Annotated in this window: 14 protein-coding genes; 4 read left to right on the top strand and 10 right to left on the bottom strand. The window is 53.1% G+C overall.

The features are described from left to right. The first annotated feature begins 34 nt into the window (after window positions 1–34). Window positions 35–607 (top strand): YcxB family protein, encoded by a 573-nt coding sequence (locus KNP60_RS03885; protein WP_214796973.1) that lies wholly within the window; start codon window positions 35–37, stop codon window positions 605–607. 15 nt (window positions 608–622) lie between these two features. On the opposite strand, the gene KNP60_RS03880 is transcribed toward KNP60_RS03885, so the two are convergent. The 6 genes from KNP60_RS03880 to secA2 all read right to left on the bottom strand — a co-directional run bounded on the left by KNP60_RS03880 (window position 623) and on the right by secA2 (window position 10,352). After that, on the bottom strand, window positions 623–1,540 hold the full coding sequence (locus KNP60_RS03880) for a proline dehydrogenase family protein (RefSeq protein WP_138859096.1): 918 nt from the start codon (window positions 1,538–1,540) through the stop codon (window positions 623–625). A 158-nt stretch (window positions 1,541–1,698) separates the two neighbouring features. Then, window positions 1,699–2,370: a PAQR family membrane homeostasis protein TrhA gene (gene trhA / locus KNP60_RS03875; RefSeq protein WP_214796972.1), complete on the bottom strand. Its 672-nt coding sequence runs from the start codon at window positions 2,368–2,370 to the stop codon at window positions 1,699–1,701. Between the two features lie 95 nt (window positions 2,371–2,465). After that, window positions 2,466–3,908, bottom strand: coding sequence for a carbon starvation CstA family protein (locus KNP60_RS03870; protein WP_214707307.1), 1,443 nt, complete (start codon window positions 3,906–3,908; stop codon window positions 2,466–2,468). A gap of 209 nt (window positions 3,909–4,117) precedes the next feature. Then, window positions 4,118–6,868, bottom strand: a complete 2,751-nt coding sequence (locus KNP60_RS03865; RefSeq protein ID WP_214796971.1) for a bifunctional 2',3'-cyclic-nucleotide 2'-phosphodiesterase/3'-nucleotidase — start codon at window positions 6,866–6,868, stop codon at window positions 4,118–4,120. Window positions 6,869–7,159: 291 nt separating this feature from the next. Beyond that, on the bottom strand, window positions 7,160–7,981 hold the full coding sequence (locus KNP60_RS03860) for an SLAP domain-containing protein (RefSeq protein ID WP_214793429.1): 822 nt from the start codon (window positions 7,979–7,981) through the stop codon (window positions 7,160–7,162). A 1-nt stretch (window position 7,982) separates the two neighbouring features. Then, window positions 7,983–10,352 carry an accessory Sec system translocase SecA2 gene (secA2, locus tag KNP60_RS03855; protein WP_214796970.1) on the bottom strand — a complete coding sequence of 790 codons (2,370 nt, stop codon included), beginning with the start codon at window positions 10,350–10,352 and terminating at the stop codon, window positions 7,983–7,985. A 236-nt stretch (window positions 10,353–10,588) separates the two neighbouring features. On the opposite strand from secA2, the gene KNP60_RS03850 reads away from it, so the two are divergent. Together KNP60_RS03850 and KNP60_RS03845 are read left to right on the top strand one after the other, a co-directional pair. Beyond that, window positions 10,589–11,884, top strand: a complete 1,296-nt coding sequence (locus KNP60_RS03850) for a Y-family DNA polymerase (RefSeq protein WP_214717684.1) — start codon at window positions 10,589–10,591, stop codon at window positions 11,882–11,884. After that, window positions 11,881–12,210: a YolD-like family protein gene (locus tag KNP60_RS03845; RefSeq protein ID WP_131437869.1), complete on the top strand. Its 330-nt coding sequence runs from the start codon at window positions 11,881–11,883 to the stop codon at window positions 12,208–12,210. Before KNP60_RS03850 ends, KNP60_RS03845 begins: the two co-directional genes overlap by 4 nt. On the opposite strand, the gene KNP60_RS03840 is transcribed toward KNP60_RS03845, so the two are convergent. After that, window positions 12,207–13,763, bottom strand: a complete 1,557-nt coding sequence (locus tag KNP60_RS03840) for a SulP family inorganic anion transporter (RefSeq protein ID WP_214796969.1) — start codon at window positions 13,761–13,763, stop codon at window positions 12,207–12,209. The genes KNP60_RS03845 and KNP60_RS03840 overlap by 4 nt on opposite strands. A gap of 132 nt (window positions 13,764–13,895) precedes the next feature. Next, a complete protein-coding gene (locus KNP60_RS03835) occupies window positions 13,896–15,308 on the bottom strand; it encodes an NAD-dependent epimerase/dehydratase family protein (RefSeq protein WP_214796968.1) in 1,413 nt (470 codons plus the stop codon). Between the two features lie 139 nt (window positions 15,309–15,447). Between KNP60_RS03835 and KNP60_RS03830 the strand changes: the two genes are divergently transcribed. After that, entirely contained in the window at window positions 15,448–15,639 is a 192-nt protein-coding gene (locus KNP60_RS03830; RefSeq protein ID WP_214796967.1) for a hypothetical protein, read from the top strand. Between the two features lie 154 nt (window positions 15,640–15,793). On the opposite strand, the gene KNP60_RS03825 is transcribed toward KNP60_RS03830, so the two are convergent. Both KNP60_RS03825 and KNP60_RS03820 read right to left on the bottom strand, forming a co-directional pair. Next, window positions 15,794–17,083 (bottom strand): UvrD-helicase domain-containing protein, encoded by a 1,290-nt coding sequence (locus KNP60_RS03825; protein ID WP_353048634.1) that lies wholly within the window; start codon window positions 17,081–17,083, stop codon window positions 15,794–15,796. After that, window positions 17,080–17,541 carry a UvrD-helicase domain-containing protein gene (locus KNP60_RS03820; RefSeq protein WP_214796965.1) on the bottom strand — a complete coding sequence of 154 codons (462 nt, stop codon included), beginning with the start codon at window positions 17,539–17,541 and terminating at the stop codon, window positions 17,080–17,082. The genes KNP60_RS03825 and KNP60_RS03820 overlap by 4 nt, the downstream gene beginning before the upstream one ends.

Below are 17,541 nucleotides of genomic sequence, written 5' to 3'. Positions count from 1 at the left end.
CGTATTCATAATGAATCACAAAGGAGTAGATGCAATGGTCACCACCTATCAACTGACGCTTGACGATTTTTTAGCTTTCCAAAACGACATGATTCACCATTCCAATCAATATAAACGAGCTCGCGGCGTATGGTTGAGATATATGAATCTCCCGCTATTCGCTCTTGGGTATGCGGCTGCATTCTTCCTCGTACCGCGCCCCGAGTCGATCGGCTTATCTTTACTCATCACAGTCGGAATCGGGCTATTGTTCGCGCTATTACTCAGACCGCTGCTAAAAGATTTGCACGCCCCGCTCGCCCTTTGGCAAACCCGCCGCGTCCTCAACAAACAGGACACTTGGCCAAAAGATGTCACGCTCCAGCTTTCTGACACGATCGTCGAGATGCAGACCGTTCGTGGCAACGTCCATCGAACGACGCAAGTCCCATGGACATCCATTCTCAAAGTGAACGAGAACGAGACACATCGCTTCCTCTATTACGAAGAGGATGAGGCGTTGATCATCCCGAAAGTGAAAGACGGAGTCACGGAAGTCGAACAAAGTGAAATCGAGCGAATCCTCGACAAACATATGAACACAGAAAAGCACACGAGTTCACGTTGAACTCGTGTGCTTGTTTCATTTCTTGACCATTCCTTTTAAGACGAACGCGACGTTCGCCGGACGTTCCGCAAGGCGGCGCATGAAGTAGCCATACCAGTCACGGCCGTATGGCACGTAGACGCGGACTTTATAGCCTTGACGGACGAGCTCGAGTTGACGCTCGACCCGGATGCCGTACAGCATTTGGAATTCGAACTGGTCGAGTGGGATGTTGTTCAGTTTCACATGTTCGATGACCGCATCGATCATATGGTCGTCATGTGTTGCGATAGAGGCGTAGTTCCCGTTCGCCAGATGGAGTTTGACGAGCTTCAAGTAGTTGTGGTCGACGTCTTCTTTCTCCGGGAAAGCGACCGTCGCCGGTTCCTTATAAGCCCCTTTGACGATACGAAGGTTCGGCTTGAGCGGCGCGAGATGATTGATGTCATCTTCCGAGCGGTACAAGTATGACTGGATGACCGTCCCCAGGCCCTCAAAGTCCGCTTTCAATTTTTTGAACAAGTCGAGCGTCTTCTCGCAACGTGCCTCGTCTTCCATATCGATGGCGACGAACACACCGACTTCTTTCGCCGTCGTCAAGATTTGACGCATGTTGTCTTCGATCAACTCGTCCGAGATATCGAATCCGAGCGACGTCAGCTTGAGCGACATGTACGCGTCAAGCTTCTCTTCCGCCATGATTTCGATGGCACGAATGATTTCATCCCGGTTTTCGTTCGCTTCTGCGACCGTCGTGATGAATTCCCCTAAGTGGTCGACCGTGACCGATAATCCTTTCGCGTTCAACTCACGAATCGTCGGCACCGACGTCTTGAAATCTTCCCCCGCCACAAAGCGCGAAGCCCCGAACCGAAGCCCATATTTTTTAGCCAAACTGTTGAGTGTTTTGTTTTGAGACATGTAGATAAATCCATCGCGCAACACTTTTTCCATCTGATTTTCCCCCTTACGTTTACACCCATCTATCTCTATGACGATGTCTGAAATTATTATGACATACAAACGTCCATTCGTCTGTAATTTTGTAATCGTTTTCACCGATTCATTTCCTTAGATTTAGAAAAAAACAGACGCCCCGGAGGACGTCTATTTTACAGGCTCGTATTCGGTGCCACATAGAGCAAAATACTGAGGAAAACGAGCACACTTCCAGTAAGGACGAACATATGCCAAATCGCGTGGTTGAACGGCAGTTTCTGCCACATGTAAAAGACGATCCCGACCGAATAGGCGATCCCTCCGGCGAGGAGCAACATGAACCCGTTATGACCGAGCGACTCGTACAGCGGACGGATGGCGATGAGACAAATCCAGCCGAGGCCGAGATACGTCACGTTCGACACCCACATGTATTTCCCCGTCGAGAACAGTTTCCAGACGACCCCAAGCACGGCAACGCCCCAGACGATTCCGAACAACGTCCAACCGAGCGTCCCTTTGAGCGACACGAGCGCGAACGGCGTATAACTTCCCGCAATGAGTAAGTAAATCCCCGCATGATCGAACACTTGGAGCACGCGTTTCGCCCGGGGATGTGGAATCGCATGCATGAGTGTCGAGAACAGGTACAGTAAAATCATCGATACCCCGAACACGCTCACGGCGATGACGTTACCTGTGCTTCCCGTCTCCGTTGCCGTCATGACAAGCAGAACGAGCGCGACGATGCTGAAGATGACCCCGAGCCCATGGGTGATGGCGCTCGCAATCTCTTCCCCGAGCGTGTCGGCATGGAGCATGTCTTTTAGCTTCTCTTGATCCATTCAGGTCCCACCTTTCAAATCTATTCCTCTAGTATGGTCATTTCCCGATTTTGTTGCAAACAAAAACATGGGCCGAAGCGACCCATGTCTGTGGATTATGCGACTTCCTTCACTGGAACGTCACATTCCATATTTTGTGCCCGCATCGCTTTAGCGCGTATGTGGAACAAGACGAGCAGCGTGATCGTCCCAATCGTGGCGATGACGTACGGGATGACCCCATCCATCTTGAAGCCGATCGGTGCCGTCAAGATATAGAACCAGACCGCATACAACATGAACGTCCCCGGAATGAGCGCGATATAGTGGTTGCGCCCTTTGATGTAGAGGTACATCGCCCCGACGAACAAGGCGATGACAGCCGTCGTCTGGTTGGCCCAGTTGAAGTATTGCCAGAGCATCTGGAAGTCCATGTTCGTGAGCACGTATGAGATCGCGAAGAGTGGGAGCGCGATCCACAGGCGTGACGAGAACTTCTTCTGCGCGACTTTCATATAGTCGGCGATGATCATCCGAGCGCTACGGAACGCCGTGTCGCCTGACGTGATCGGCAAGACGATGACGCCGAGGATGGCGAGTGTGCCGCCGATGCTGCCGAGCATAAGTGTCGCCACTTCTTGGACGACAAGTGCCGGCGTACCCGTTTGAATCAATCCGAGCAGTTCGCCTGGCTCGAAGATGGCCATGGCGGCCCCGGCCCAAATCATGGCGATGACCGCTTCGACAATCATCATGCCGTAGAAGATTTCACGGCCGTTGCTCTCTTTCATCGTCGTCCGCGAGATGATCGGCGACTGCGTGGCGTGGAAGCCTGAGAGCGCCCCACACGAGATCGTGAAGAAGAGGAGCGGCCAAATCGGCAAGCCGTCCGGATGCATGTTCGTGAGTGTCATCTCTGGAATCTTGTAGCCCTGCGCGAACAGGCTGACGGCGATCCCGATGGCGCTGATCATGAGGAGCGCCCCGAAGAACGGGTAGATGCGCCCGATGATCTTATCGACCGGGAGCAATGTCGCCAAGATGTAGTAGGCGAACACGGCGAAGATGACGATCGTGAGCGTCGTCGCGTTGCCGTCGAACAAGTTGTTGATCATGTTACTCGGCGACGTGACGAACACCGTCCCGACCAAAAGCAAGAGAAGCAGGGCGAACCCGTTGACGACGTGGCGGAGCGAGCGGCCGAGGAACTTCTCGGCGAGCTGCGGCAAGTGCGCCCCGTTGTTCCGAAGTGAGATCATGCCCGTCAAATAGTCGTGTACCGCTCCAGCGAAAATCGATCCGAAGACGATCCACAGGAACGCGACCGGTCCGTAGAGCGCCCCCATGATTGGACCAAAAATCGGGCCGACTCCGGCGATGTTCAACAGTTGAATCATCGAGTTCCGTTTTTTCCCCATCGGCACGTAGTCGATGCCGTCCTGTGACGCGTAGGCAGGTGTCGTCCGCTCTTCCTTGATGCCGAACGTCTTCTCGACGTAGCTGCCGTATACTTTGTACCCGACGAATAGAATCGCCAAGGCGATAAAGAATGTAATCATGTGTGCTGTCCCCTTTTGAACGTATGTAGCCGGTCCCCACCGGCCCCGAAAAAATGAATCCCGTTGTTTTACACATATAATGTAAACGCTTACGTGATTGATTATACAGCAGTTCCCCTGTTTTCGTAAGAGGTTTCGTTCACTTTTTTGACACTTTTTCGAGCGCGCAAAAACGGCGCCCTGTTGGGACGCCGTCTCGGTTGAATCGCTTATTTCAATGCGAACTTCGCTTGTTTCGCACCTGCACCTGTGTAGTCGCTCGCGATGACCGCGTAGCTTCCTTTAGCAAGACCTTTTTTGAATGTGAACGTATACGTTCCGGCCCAGCTCGCTTTCACTTTGGCGACTTGTTTGCCTTTCGCGTCTTTCAAGACGACGACGGCACCCGGTGTCGTTTTCCCGATGAGCGCTTTCGTTCCGACCTTCACGCCTTTCGTGTTCTTCGGTGTCGCGATGGCCGCTTTCTTGAACGTGAACGCCTTCGCTTTGACGACTTTTCCGGTCACATCTTTAGCGATAACTTCATAGTCCCCGTAGATGAAGCCGGCGCGTTTCGTGAATTCGAACGATCCGTTTTTGTCCGACGTCGCGTAGGCGATTGTCTTGCCGTCACGCTTGAGCGTCAACTTCGTCTCTGGTGTCGTTTTCCCTGAGATGACGTTCGTGTTCGCGTACGTCAATTTCGAGGCGAGCGCCGGTGTGCCGACGAAGCCGGCACCGACGACTTTCGTTTCTGTCACGGTCGCGCCATCGAGTTCAGAGATGATGGTGAGCGATTGACGGAGCTTGAGCGGTTTCGTCACGAGCGTGTACTTGCCGTCTTTGTCAGCTTTCGCTGTCGCGAGCTCTTTCGCGCCGTCTTTCAATGTGACGTTCGCATTCGGTGTCGTCGTACCCGTCACGGCTTTCGCGCCTGGTTTGATTGTATTCACTGTAAGCGTGAGCACAACTTCCTCTTCCTCAACTGCTTGATCGAGTTCGATCGTGTACGTGCGGAACAGACGATCCGCTGCGTCCGGACGTGTCGTCTCGGTCGCTTCGATACCTTCATACAAGTCGACATATTGCTTGCCAGCGTCGGCCGTCTCAAATTTCGCTGTCCGTTTCGCGTCGGCGACAATCTTCCAGTTGTCATCCGCTTTGTATTCCAGTTTGCCTGAGACGATATAGTCCGAAATCACGTTCCGTGTCTCATACGCTGAGCGATAGACGATGTTCTTGCCGCCACCGAGTCCCGGGAACGATGTCGAGCCGGCGCGATAGTTGTTCGTCGCGACGAGGAACTCTTGGTCGAGCGTGATCGGTTTGCCGTTATACTTCACGTTCTTGACGCGGTTCGCGTCTTCGTTTTTCAGTGTTCCGCCTGCATCGAACTTGGCAGGACCGGTCACGTCGATTTCATACGTGAGGCCATCGAGGATATCGAAGTTGTAGCTGCGGAACTCCAAGTTAAGCAACTCATCGTTCGTATCCGAGACTTGTTTGTACGCCCCGGCTGACATCTCGAGCCAGTCCATCACGTCCGCACCCGTCACTTTGACGACTTCGAGTGTGTTCGGGAAGACGTATAGGTCGGCCACGTTCTTCAATGCAATCGAGCCTTTCGGGATGTTCGTGTAATAGCTCGCGTCCGTCAAGTTACGGTTACCTGCTTTGAACGGAGCCCCCGCCGAGAGGATTGGAAGCTCTTTATATGCCGCGAGTTCCGGGTTCGTCGCGAGTTCTCTCTCGACGTACCATTTTTGTGCGTTCGTCACGAACTGGACCGACGCGTCGTCACGAACGAGCGCGAAGTAGCTCTGGATGTCGTCTTGAATCTCACCGACCGGGCGGTTGATGTATTCAATCGTCGCCTTATGGTCCGCGTCGATGAGCGAGGCGATTGTCGGGTCGACCGGTGTGTCTGCCTTGACCGTGTCGAGTTTCGCGTTCGCGTCGAGCACGTTCCACTTGCCGTCGACGAGCTCGAGGTCGAGGTCGATGACACCGAGGTCTTTCCCTTGGTTGTTCGCCATGACGACCGGCTTGCCGTTGATCGTGCCTTTGTCCATGTTCACGTGCGGGAAATCTTTGAACATGCCGTTCGCGTCAGGGAAACGACCGTGCTGGTGACCGGTCATGACCATGTCGAGCCCTTCGATTTTCGTGAGCGTATAGCCGACGTTCTCTTCCCCGTCTGATTGTTCATCCGCGAGTGTCGCACTTTCCCCGATGCCTGAGTGCGCGAGCGCGACGACGACGTCTGCGCCTTGCTCTTTCAATTTGGCGACGGCCGCTTTTGCTGCCGGGACCATATCATCTGCCGTCACCTTGCCTTGGAGGTTCCCTGAATCCCACGACATGATTTTCGGCGGCACGACCCCGAACACACCGACTTTAATCGTATGTGTCTCGCCGTCCCCGTCGACGACTTGGCGTTCGATGATTTGGACTTCTTGTCCGTCCTCGTTATATTTCGAGACGATCGGCTCACCCGACAAGTCCTTCACGTTCGAGTTGACGAAGCGAAGCTTGCCTTTCGACCCTTGCATCGCGTCATACAAGAACTGGAGCCCAAAGTTGAACTCGTGATTCCCGAGTGTGACCGCATCGAACTCGAGTGCCGACATCGCTTGATACATCGGATGTTCGAACGCGCCTGGTGCTTTCTGATGCTGCTCGCGGACATAATCTCCGAACGGCGTCCCTTGAAGCGTATCCCCGTTATCGAATAGGAACGTGTTCGGCTTGCCTGCGTTTGTGCGATGTTGCTGAATCAACGTCGCGACTTTCGTCAACCCAATCGTGTTGTCGATTTTGTCTTGGAAGTAATCGTAGTTCGTGATGTTCGTATGTAGGTCGGTCGTCTCCAAGAAGCGCAGTTTGACGACGTCTTCGTCTTCCGCTGCTGCGTGTTGGAGCGGGATGAGTGTTGGGACGATAAGCGACGTAGCAATGGCCATCTTCGTAAATTTAGACATGATTTTTCTCCCCATTCATGTGGTGTGCATTGCGGACTAAATATACCATAGCCGGAATCTCATTTTAATGAATCCTATGTCCTATTTCCTTAAAAATTTAGTAAAGAAAGGTCTGGTTGTAGACGACTTTCCGAGAACATGGAAAAGGTATGAAACGGTATGATTTACCGGAACAGACGACTTCATTTCAAGCGGTTTTTTAGCCGGACTTGTTCAGAGGCTAGACTTCGCACAAGCAGTCCATTAGACCTAAAAAACCATCCCCGACGCGTGTCAGGGATGGTCATTTCGTCATGAACGGATGCGAATCGAGATCGGTCCGTCGCTGTCTCCTTCCGGCCGCTTGAAGCGGACGTGGAGCGGATAATCATGTTTCGGTAAAATCGGTTCGTTGAGCGTTGCGTCGGCTCGGCCGACGACCTCGTCCCGCTGCATCAACTCGAGCGGGAGGCGCGGGATTTGGAGAGCCTGCTCGAGGTACCCGTTCCGGACGAGGAGCGAGGCGCCGATTTCCGTGTCGGTCACGTCGAGATGGACGAGCAATAGATCAAACTGGCCTTCGGCGACCGGACGGCTGAGGACGTTCATCCGCTTCAGGCGGTGCCACGCCACGTCAGGGAACGCGTCCCGTTCGGCGTCGGAGATGTCTTGGAGCGGTGCCGTCGGGTTCATTTGGAAGGCGAGTTGGAGCGACTCGGTGTCGAGAGCGTCGACATCGGTGAACAGTTCCTCCTCGAAGAAGTCGAGATAGACCGGCTTACTCGTCATCGCCTCGAACGACGGCAAATCCATCCGGCTCAGCATCTTCTGGCCGAGCGGTTCGCGGCGCTCGTTCAACAAGAGCACCGGGATCTCGTCGAGCGAGAACTCGGTCGCGACCGTGTTGCGGAACAAGGCGACCACGGACAGGCCGCCCGGGTTCTTCGTCGCACTGAGCAATTCGATCGACAACTGGTTGTCCGCGAGCGGCGGCAACGTCGTCGCATGATAGCGGAACACGTACTCATCTTCTTTCGAGATGTCCATCCCTTCATCGAACACGAGGCGGAGCGCCCGCTCGTCGTCTTGGCGGATGATCGTCTCGACTTTCTTTCGTTTCAACAGTCCGAACATGTCACTGCCCCTCCTCTTCCCGTTGCGCAAAGTATAAATCTAGCTGGCACAGTTGAATCGTCACGTCGCGGGCGATATCGAGATACGTCTCTTGGAAAATCTCGAGCCCTTCCTTGCCGAACTGACGACTCGGGTCTTCCTGGCCGTAGCTGCGGAGCCCGATGCCTTCTTTCAAGGCGTTCATCGTCGTCAAATGGTTCGTCCAGCGGATATCGAGATGGCTGAGCAACTGTTGACGGGCGAAGGCGATGACTTCCGGGTAGCCCTCGATGCGCTGTTCTGCCGTCGCGACGATGCCGTCGATCCATGGGGCGACCGCTCGTTTCAACTCTTCTTTGTCCCCGACCGTGTCATCCCACGTCGGCGCCTGTTGCGTCAAATAGAGATAGTCCTCGATGAGCGCGTCCGTCGCCCACTCTTCCGGGACGAGGTCGGCCGCGATATGACGGTCGAGCGTCTCGTTGAGCGCGAGGCGCATCATCGCGAGCACGTTGTTCAAGATGGCCGTCGCATTGGCGTCGACCGCCTCATCGCGAATCGTATAGATGATGCGGCGCTGCTCGTTCAAGACGTCGTCGAGCTTGAACATGTAGTCACGGACCGACACGCCGACGCCTTCAATCGTCGTCTGGGCGTATTCAATGATGTCGCCCGCTTCTTTATGACGGACTTCTCCGTGTTCGTCCGGCGTCAGTTTGTGCTCGACACGTTTCAACCGCTCGGCGGCGTACCGCTTGACGAGATCATCCTCGAGCGAGACGAAGAAACGTGACATGCCCGGGTCGCCTTGACGTCCCGACCGTCCGCGGAGCTGATTGTCGACGCGGAGCGATTCGTGCCGTTCCGTCCCGATGACATACAAGCCGCCCCGTTCGCGCGCCGTCTCGTCTAAGACGATGTCGGTCCCGCGTCCGGCCATGTTCGTCGCGATCGTCACGTGACCGAGCCGTCCCGCCTCGGCGATAATCTCGGCTTCTTGGGCGACCGTCTTCGCGTTCAACAGTTCATGCGCGATGCCTTGTTTTTTTAGCTGTTCACTGACGGCCTCCGACTGGGCGATCGAGGTCGTCCCGATCAAAATCGGTTGTCCCGTCGCGTGGATGGCCGCGACTTCTTGACTGACCGCCGCATATTTATGGGCGATCGTATCAAAGACGCGGTCCGGTAGGTCTTGGCGCTGCTTCGGCCGGTTCGTCGGCACTTGGACGACGTCCATCTGATAAGTCTTCATGAACTCTTCACGTGACGTCTGGGCCGTCCCGGTCATGCCGCCGAGGAGCGGGTACATCCGGAAGTAGTGTTGAATCGTGATTTCCGCCGTCGTCTTGTTCTCTTCGGTGATGTCGAGCTGTTCTTTCGCCTCGAGCGCCTGATGGAGGCCTTCCGACAGGCTGCGTCCTTCCATGACCCGCCCCGTGAACAAATCGATCAACTCGATTTTGCCTTCTTGGACGATATAGTCGACGTCCCTTTCGAACAATACGTTCGCCCGGAGCGCCTGCATCATGTAGTGATAGAGGACGTGGTGCTCGGCGGAAAACAAGTTGTCGACCGAGAACAACGCTTCAATCTTCTCGATGCCCTTATCCGAGAACATGACGGCGCGCGCCTCGAGGTCGACCGTATAGTCGTCTTCCGTCAATTGACCGAACACGGTTTGGGCGAGACGTTTCAAGCGGACGTGTGACTCGTCCTTTTGGGCAATGATGAGCGGCGTCTTCGCCTCGTCGATCAAGACGCTGTCGACTTCATCGAGCAACGCGAAATGGAACGGACGCTGGACCCGTTCTTCCGGCGAGCCGACCAAGTGGTCCCGAAGATAGTCGAACCCGAACTCGGTCCCGACCCCGTATGTAATGTCGGCCGCATACGCCGCCTGTTTGTCAGCAAGCTCCATCTCCGGGACGTTCAGTCCGACTGTGAGCCCGAGAAACGTATGAATCTTGCCGATCTGTTCGGCGTCACGCATCGCCAAATAGTCGTTTACCGTGATGACATGGACGCCTTTCCCTTCGAGCGCCTTGACGAACGCCGGGAGAGCCGCGACGAGCGTCTTCCCTTCCCCGGTCGGCATCTCGGCGATATTTCCTTCGAGCAGCGCGAGACCGCCGATGAGCTGGACGTCATAATGACGGAGCCCGATTGTCCGGACGGATGCCTCGCGGACGAGGGCGAACCCTTCCTCCGTGATGGCGCGGACGTCCGCACCGTCCGTGAGCCGCTGTTTCAGTTCGAGCGCATACTGGCGAAGCGCCTCATCGTCTAAGGCGCGCATCGTCTCCTCGTACGCGTTGATGCGTTCGACTTGTTTCTTATAGGTTTTCAATCGTCGTGCCTGATCATTGGTCAATTGCTTCACAAAATCAATCACAGGATAGCCTCCATCGTCCGAAACCATATTTGTCTAGCTACCCTCTCATTATAACGGATTTTGTTTCCGCCTCGCTTTATTATTTCGGTAAATTCCAAAAAGATGGAATTTCATTCACCATCTATCCTTTTTTTAACTCTTTTCAAAATTTCTTTTCATTTTTCTATTTGAGACGGCGTGAGACCATGATACGATGAAAAAAACAGAACGTTTGTTCGTAAAAAGGAGAGGTGGCTATGCGACGTCGGATTTTTTGTATCGACAGCGTCTCGTTCTACGCCAGTTGCGAGTGCGCCGCCCGCAAGTTGAACCCGTACAAGACAAAGCTCGTCGTCTTATCGAACTTACAGGACCACGGCGCCCTCGTCCTCGCCGCGACGCCGCCGATGAAGCAGCTCGGCATCAAGACCGGGTCCCGGCGCTTTCACATCGACCGGTTGCCGTGGCACGAACGACGGCACATCATCTACGCCGAGGCCCGGATGAGCCATTATTTGAACGTATCCGTGCAAATCGTCCACATCTTGCATCAGTTCGCACCGCCTGAGGCAATCCGCGTCTACTCGGTCGACGAGACGCTCGTCGACTTGACGGGGACGGAGCGGCTGTTCGGGAACGATGCGCACCTCGCCCGCCTCATCCGCTCGACCGTCTTCCGCTATACCGGCATCCCGGTCACGATCGGCATCGGTCCGAACAACGTCCTCGCCAAGCTCGTCCTCGACCTTCATGGGAAGAAGACGGGTGTCGCCAGCTGTTTCCTCCACGACGTCGAACGATTAATTCACCCGGCCCCGATCGGCAAGATGTGGGGCGTCGGTGCGAAGATGGAAGTCCATCTCCGGCGGCTCGGCATCGACACGATCGGCGACCTCGCCCGCTATCCGCTCGAGACGCTCCATGAGAAATTCGGCGTCATCGGCGCCGAGCTGTGGCATCACGCCTGGGGCATCGATGAGTCGCCGACGATTCTTCCGCCGAGCTCGTTGTTCGGCGCGAAGCGCCAGCGGCCCCGGACAATCGGCCACGGCATCACGCTCATGAAAGACTATACGACGTACGCGGCCATCCGGCTCGTCTTACAAGCCATCGCCGTCGAGGTCGGGATGCGGACGCGACAGGCTGGACTCGTCGGCGGCAGCATCCATCTCGGCGTCCGCTACACTCGGACGAGCGAGCGGCGCGGCTTCAGCAAACAAAAAAAGCTCGCCCGCTTCACAGCGGACGAGCGCGAGTTCTTGCCGGTGTTGTTGACGCTTTTCCTCGACGCGTGGGACGAGACGGAGGCGGTCCGTTACGTATCGGTCGCCCTCGGCAAGCTCGAGCCAAGGAGCGACCACGTCCAGCTGTCATTCTTCGAGGACGAGTGGGCCCGGGCGCGCCGGTTCGACTTCCTCGACCTCGTCGACAGCTTGAACGTCCGCTTCGGGCGCGGCACGATCCGCCCGGCATCGAGTTTACTGAAAGACAGTCCGCTCCGGACGCGGCAACGCCTCATCGGCGGACATAAACAAGGAGGTGAATCGTCATGAGCCAGACCCGCTACAAAGACCGCGGTGAATTGAAATGGATTCCGTTCCTCATGCCCGAGCACGTGGCGCTGCTGAAGAAATATTACGCCCACGTCCAAAAGATTGAGCTGCCCGACTTGGATGAGCAGTTGCTCTACTTGTGGCAGACCGAGCTCGAACGCGCCATCCGTGAAGGTGACGCTGTCGAGCTGACGCTGTTCGACAACGGCATGACCCATACGGTGCGCGGCTACGTTCATGCCATCTATTATGCGGAGCGTGAAGTCGAGCTGTTCGACACGGACGTGCGCCGCATCCCGTTCGGTCAAATTCTGTCCGTCCGTTAAGACGCGTCAATCGCTTCCTGCGTCGTCTCGAACGTGTCGACGTACTCGAGCACGCCGTAATGCGTGAGTGTCTGGCGCACCGGTGTCGACAAGTGCGCAAAGACGACACGACGGTCGGCCGCTTTCAATTCCCGCATGACGCGGCGAATCTCTTCGACGGCCGTCACATCGATGACCGGACAACGGTGGAAGTTGAAGATGAACACGTCAGGCTCGTCATGGATATGATGCAACACATGCTCGAACATCTCGATCGCCCCGAAGAAGAGCGGTCCCTCGACGCTGAAGACGACTTGGCCGTCGCGCGTCACGTACCGTTCCGTCTGTTCGCGGACGTCAATCGTATCGGCCATCCGTTTCGCGAACAAGGCGAGCGCACAGATGACCCCGACCTCGACGGCGACGACGAGGTCGACGAACACGGTCAGCCCGAGCGTAATCAGCAGGACGAGCGACTCAGCCGACCGATGCTTGAGCATCTCGAAGACGTGGTGCCGCTCCGACATATTCCAAGCGACGCGCATTAGAATCGGGGCGAGGGCGGCCAGCGGGACGTAGCTCGCGAGCGGTGCCAACACGAGCACGGCGAGTAGCACCGTCAACCCGTGGATGACTCCGGAGCGGCGGCTGACGGCGCCTGCTTGAATGTTCGTCGCCGTCCGGGCGATGGCGCCGGTCGCCGGGATCCCACCGAAGAACGGGACGACGACGTTGGCGAGCCCTTGCCCGAACAGTTCCTTGTCCGGGTTCATCTTCGTGCCGGCCATGCCGTCCGCGACCGCACCCGACAATAGCGACTCGAGCGCCCCGAGGAAGGCGATGGCGAACGCCGACGGCATGAGCGTTGCAATCAAATCGAGGTCGATGGCGAGCCAGTTGAACTCAGGCAGTCCGCTCGGGATGCCGCCATAGGCGCTGCCGATCGTCGCGACTTCGCCAGGGATGACGAGGCTGACGAACGTCGGCACGAGCATCGCCATCAAGAGCAGCGGTAACTTGACGGGCAGTTTCGGAACGAGCCAGAGTGTCAAGAAACCGACGGCGGCAATGAAGACGGGCCAAAGACTCGCCTCCGGCAATGACGTCACGAGCTGAAGTAAGTTCTCGTGGAAGTGTGGCGCCTTCTGAAACATGATGCCGAACAGTTCGTCGAGCTGGTCGACGAAGATGACGACGGCGATCCCCGCCGTGAACCCGATGGTGACAGCGCGTGGCATGAAGCGGATGAGCCGTCCGACGCGGAGTACACTCATGAGGAACAACAAAATCCCGGCGAGGAACGTCGTCACGAGCAACCCTTCATAGCCATGCGCGAGCATGACGCCCGAGACGATCGGGATGAAGGCGCCGGTCGGTCCTGCGATTTGGAACGTCGAGCCCCCGAACAGGCTGACGAGGATCCCAGCGATGATGGCCGTGTACAGGCCGTACACCGGTCCGACACCTGAGGCGATCGCAAACGCCATCGCGAGCGGCACGGCGACGACCCCGACGGTGATCCCGGCCGAGATGTCTTTTTGCCATCCTTGGCGTGATGTCATGAAGTTGTCCATTCTTGCATTCCTTCTTTCCATTATGTCGAAAACGAGTTCAGTGTACGCCTGTCCCTGCCCTTTGTAAACGACTCCGGCAAAACGTTAACATAATCGACAAAACAAAGACGCATCGCGATGGATGCGTCTTCGTTAATTCGTCGGCGCTTCGACGACTTGGTCGCCCTCGTCCGCATCTTCCCCAAGCAGACGGACGTGACGGCCGAACAGCCACATGACGACGAGGTGGGCTTTCGCCTGCGTCTTCGTATAGAACCACCACGGCAGCGCCGGCACGAACTCATGGATGGCGACGAGCCCTTCGTCCGATTCCGGGAGCCGTCTGAACTCGAGTCGGCCCGTCTTGTCGTCTTCACTCAACTTCGTGAACAAGCCACCGTCAATTGCGAACGATGCCATATCGTCCGTCGCTTCGTCTTCGAGTGACAGATGGAGCGCGACGAGTGACGGCCGGAGGAGCGCAATCTCCCAATCATCGTCTTCTTTCGTCGTCTGGATGAGCGGGTACGCGAGCCGGCCGAGCCACTCGAAATACGTGTCGGCCATCCATAGCGCTGACTTGTTTTCGGGCAGGCCGAACCGTTGAATCGAGCGGACGGTATACTGTTGCGGCGCTTTTTTCTTCTTGCCGCCACCCGACTTCTGTTTCTCTTCTTCCTCGAGCGCGTGCTCGACCGCTTCCTTGAACGGAATCTCCCCTTGTTTGACGCCAGTCGTGTCTTTCGCGACCATGGCGTGGCCCATGCTCTCGACGAGCGGATAGACAGTATCTTTCGGTTCACCCGTCACGGCCATGACCCAAAGGCGGGACAATTTGATCGTCGGGAACGGGAAGTCGATCATGACGCGGCGTTTGCCCATGACGTCAGCCGTGTCTTCAATCATCTTCCGATACGTCATCACTTCCGGACCACCGATATCGATATGGTGGTCGTACAACGCCTCGGCCCCGACGACCGAGATAAGCGCTTGGATGGCTTCACGCAGGTCGATTGGATGCGTCTCCGTCTTCGTCCAGTTCGGGAGAATCATGACCGGCAAGCGTTTGACGAGCTTCGCGAGAATCGGGAACGACGAACCTTCCGGGCCGATGATGAGCCCGGCCCGAATCGTCGTCACCGGCACCCCTTGCCCACCGAGAATCCGTTCGACCTCGAGTCGGCTCTTCAAGTGACGTGACAACGTCTTCGACTCTTTCGGAATGATCCCGCTCAAGTAGACGATTTGTTCGATGTCGTTCGCTTTCGTCGCCCGGGCGAAGTTGTCGGCGATGAGCGCGTCCATGTCTTCGAACGTCGCCTGCGTCAATCCGCCGTCCGGAATCATCGAGTGGACGAGGAACATGGCGTAATCCGCCCCCTCGCACGCCTCACGTGTCTGTTCATACGAGAACAAATCGCACGACCGCCATGTGATGTGGTCCTCGTCTTCCTTGTTTTTCGTCGAGCGGGACAAGGCGATGATGTCATATTCTTCTTTTAAATGGTCCATCACGTTCGAGCCGATGTAGCCGCTCGCGCCCGCGATGACGATGGTTTTTCGCATAGTGGTCACTCTCCCCTTTATTTACACATAAAGGTACTGTACCCGTCTTGGACTGAGATTAAATCAGTCCCGCGCCCTACAGTATGTACTGGAAAATATATGTAAACTAAACTCAACTACAGGCAGAGGAGGAATGGCTATGGGAGTTTGGTATTTCTTGATGCTATTGATCGGTGGAGGGCTCGTGATTCGCGGCTTATTCAAAAAGAACACGAACGGACTGATGCGGTTCGGCACACTCGTCATTGGAGGGCTGTTGATTGCACTCGGCTTGTTCATGTTCCAAGACGGAAGTGATGCGATTGTAGCGGATCTGTTTAACTTGTGGTGACGATTTAATTCACTGATTGAGTTTATGTTGAAATCACACTTAAAATGAAAACGAGTCGAACCAATTTAATAAGGTTCGGCTCGTTTTGCATATTAGTTTGTAGAGATAATGTAGTGAAAAATTTTTCATGAGAAAAGTAATCTTAGAAACATTATTAAACTATTTTAATTGTCCAAGTAGATTCCAAAGATGCCTGTAAATCTTTATTCCAATCATCTACATGCATAGCAAAAACAAATAAATGTGTAACTCTACTCATGGCAACGTAAAATAAATTATGATCTGTATATATATACTCTTTAGCCTCATATAAACCATAGCGATGTAATAAAATTTTTGTTAAAAGTTTTTTCTCAAAATCCACAACTAAAGCAGATCGTAAAGTTTCTCCTTTTACCGAGTGGATAGTAAAAATATCATTTTTTTCTGATTCAGTAATTGATACTCTTTCTACTATATAAGAACATATAATTTTCTGAATCTCGTTAAATATAGGATGATTTAACTTAATCGAAGGCGCTCCACCCTCATTTAAAATACTATTTATAATATCGATTAAACTTTTTTTGTGTAAACTGGTGTCTCTTTCTTTGATTATGTTTATTAATACTATGTTCAAATCACTTATTTTTTCATGACTTCTTATCCACAATTTTAATTTGGTATCACTATTACCACTCTCTATGATTAATTTATGTAAAAAATTAATTATTATATTTTTGAGAGTAGTATTAGGATTTTCGCGTTTATTATTAACGTTGGCGTATACTTTACCTGGCTTTAATATCTTAGTCCAATGTCTAGCCCAGATAAGGACTTTATCTTTTTTTGTACTATTCCTGAAGTCTTCGTCTAAAGTTTCAAACTCACTTAAAAGCGACCTATAAGAATCATATATTTTCTTTTCATCGCTATAAATTAAAATCACAGGTTTAAACGACTTAATGTCTGGCGCCGATTCAATATTAGCTTTAGGCATTATAACGTTTAACGGTTCAGAAATTTGATTACCGAATCGGTTTGAAAGGTTCAAAAAAAACGTGTTTCTTTCATCCACAATTGGCATTGGCTGATTATAAAAAATAGTTTGAAAAGGATCACCGATTTTCTGGAAAACATTAAAGCTGTTGTTAAAAATCAAATCAAGTAAATTAGTTCCTAGTGGGTGTGTATCTTGAAACTCATCAATAAAAACGTATTTAAAGCGTTTTCTTAAAATTTCAATATGTTTTATAGATTTTAAAAAAACATAAGAAAAAATAAAAGTATCGTCAAATTGTAAAAACCCTTCTTTTTTACGAGCAATTATCGCCTTAAGCATTACTTTTTTATATTTATTAAATTTTTCTTGATCCCAATTAGTCGAATTACGGAGGTCTAATCTCTCCGTAACCTGGTTAAAATAAAATTCACTTTCGTAAGTTCTTTTAGCGACTGCTTTTATTGGACGTTCGCTCCAATTAGGAAATTTTTTTTTAGAAACTTTTCATAGAAAATTTCATCACTTGACTGTTTAGTATCAAAAAAAAGAGACTCGATTTTTAGTCTGTTTTTTAAAAAAGGAGTTAAACAGAATTTATTAAAAAATTCATGAACTGTACCTATGAAATGAGGATGATGCACTCCATTTATTCCGATTCTAGTCAAAGCATTGTTAATTTCTTCCACTGCAACATTTGTGTGTGTTATTATACAAACGCCTTCTCGACTTCCGGTTTCATGCAGTTTTTGTATCAACAATGTTATTTTAGCCACTAGCGCCGTAGTTTTTCCCGTTCCTGGACCCGCGATAATTGTCTTGGTTTCAAACAAATTGATAAACTCTTTCTGAAGATCGTTAAAATTATTACCATTTAGTAATAACTTCTCGACTTTTTGAAAATCTTCTAAGTTGAAAATCAT

Origin of the sequence: Exiguobacterium sp. s5 (assembly GCF_018618075.1) — a bacterium.
Classification (GTDB): Bacteria; Bacillota; Bacilli; order Exiguobacteriales; family Exiguobacteriaceae; genus Exiguobacterium; species Exiguobacterium mexicanum_A.
The sequence above is the reverse complement of the archived record's forward strand: the minus strand, read 5'-3'. Positions and strand labels throughout refer to the sequence as shown.

Coding starts and splice junctions, on each gene's coding strand:
- KNP60_RS03885 (WP_214796973.1), top strand. CDS start 35: ATGGTCACCACCTATCAACTGACGCTTGACGATTTTTTAGCTTTCCAA.
- KNP60_RS03880 (WP_138859096.1), bottom strand. CDS start 1,540: ATGGAAAAAGTGTTGCGCGATGGATTTATCTACATGTCTCAAAACAAA.
- trhA (WP_214796972.1), bottom strand. CDS start 2,370: ATGGATCAAGAGAAGCTAAAAGACATGCTCCATGCCGACACGCTCGGG.
- KNP60_RS03870 (WP_214707307.1), bottom strand. CDS start 3,908: ATGATTACATTCTTTATCGCCTTGGCGATTCTATTCGTCGGGTACAAA.
- KNP60_RS03865 (WP_214796971.1), bottom strand. CDS start 6,868: ATGTCTAAATTTACGAAGATGGCCATTGCTACGTCGCTTATCGTCCCA.
- KNP60_RS03860 (WP_214793429.1), bottom strand. CDS start 7,981: ATGTTCGGACTGTTGAAACGAAAGAAAGTCGAGACGATCATCCGCCAA.
- KNP60_RS03850 (WP_214717684.1), top strand. CDS start 10,589: ATGCGACGTCGGATTTTTTGTATCGACAGCGTCTCGTTCTACGCCAGT.
- KNP60_RS03845 (WP_131437869.1), top strand. CDS start 11,881: ATGAGCCAGACCCGCTACAAAGACCGCGGTGAATTGAAATGGATTCCG.
- KNP60_RS03840 (WP_214796969.1), bottom strand. CDS start 13,763: ATGGACAACTTCATGACATCACGCCAAGGATGGCAAAAAGACATCTCG.
- KNP60_RS03835 (WP_214796968.1), bottom strand. CDS start 15,308: ATGCGAAAAACCATCGTCATCGCGGGCGCGAGCGGCTACATCGGCTCG.
- KNP60_RS03830 (WP_214796967.1), top strand. CDS start 15,448: ATGGGAGTTTGGTATTTCTTGATGCTATTGATCGGTGGAGGGCTCGTG.
- KNP60_RS03820 (WP_214796965.1), bottom strand. CDS start 17,541: ATGATTTTCAACTTAGAAGATTTTCAAAAAGTCGAGAAGTTATTACTA.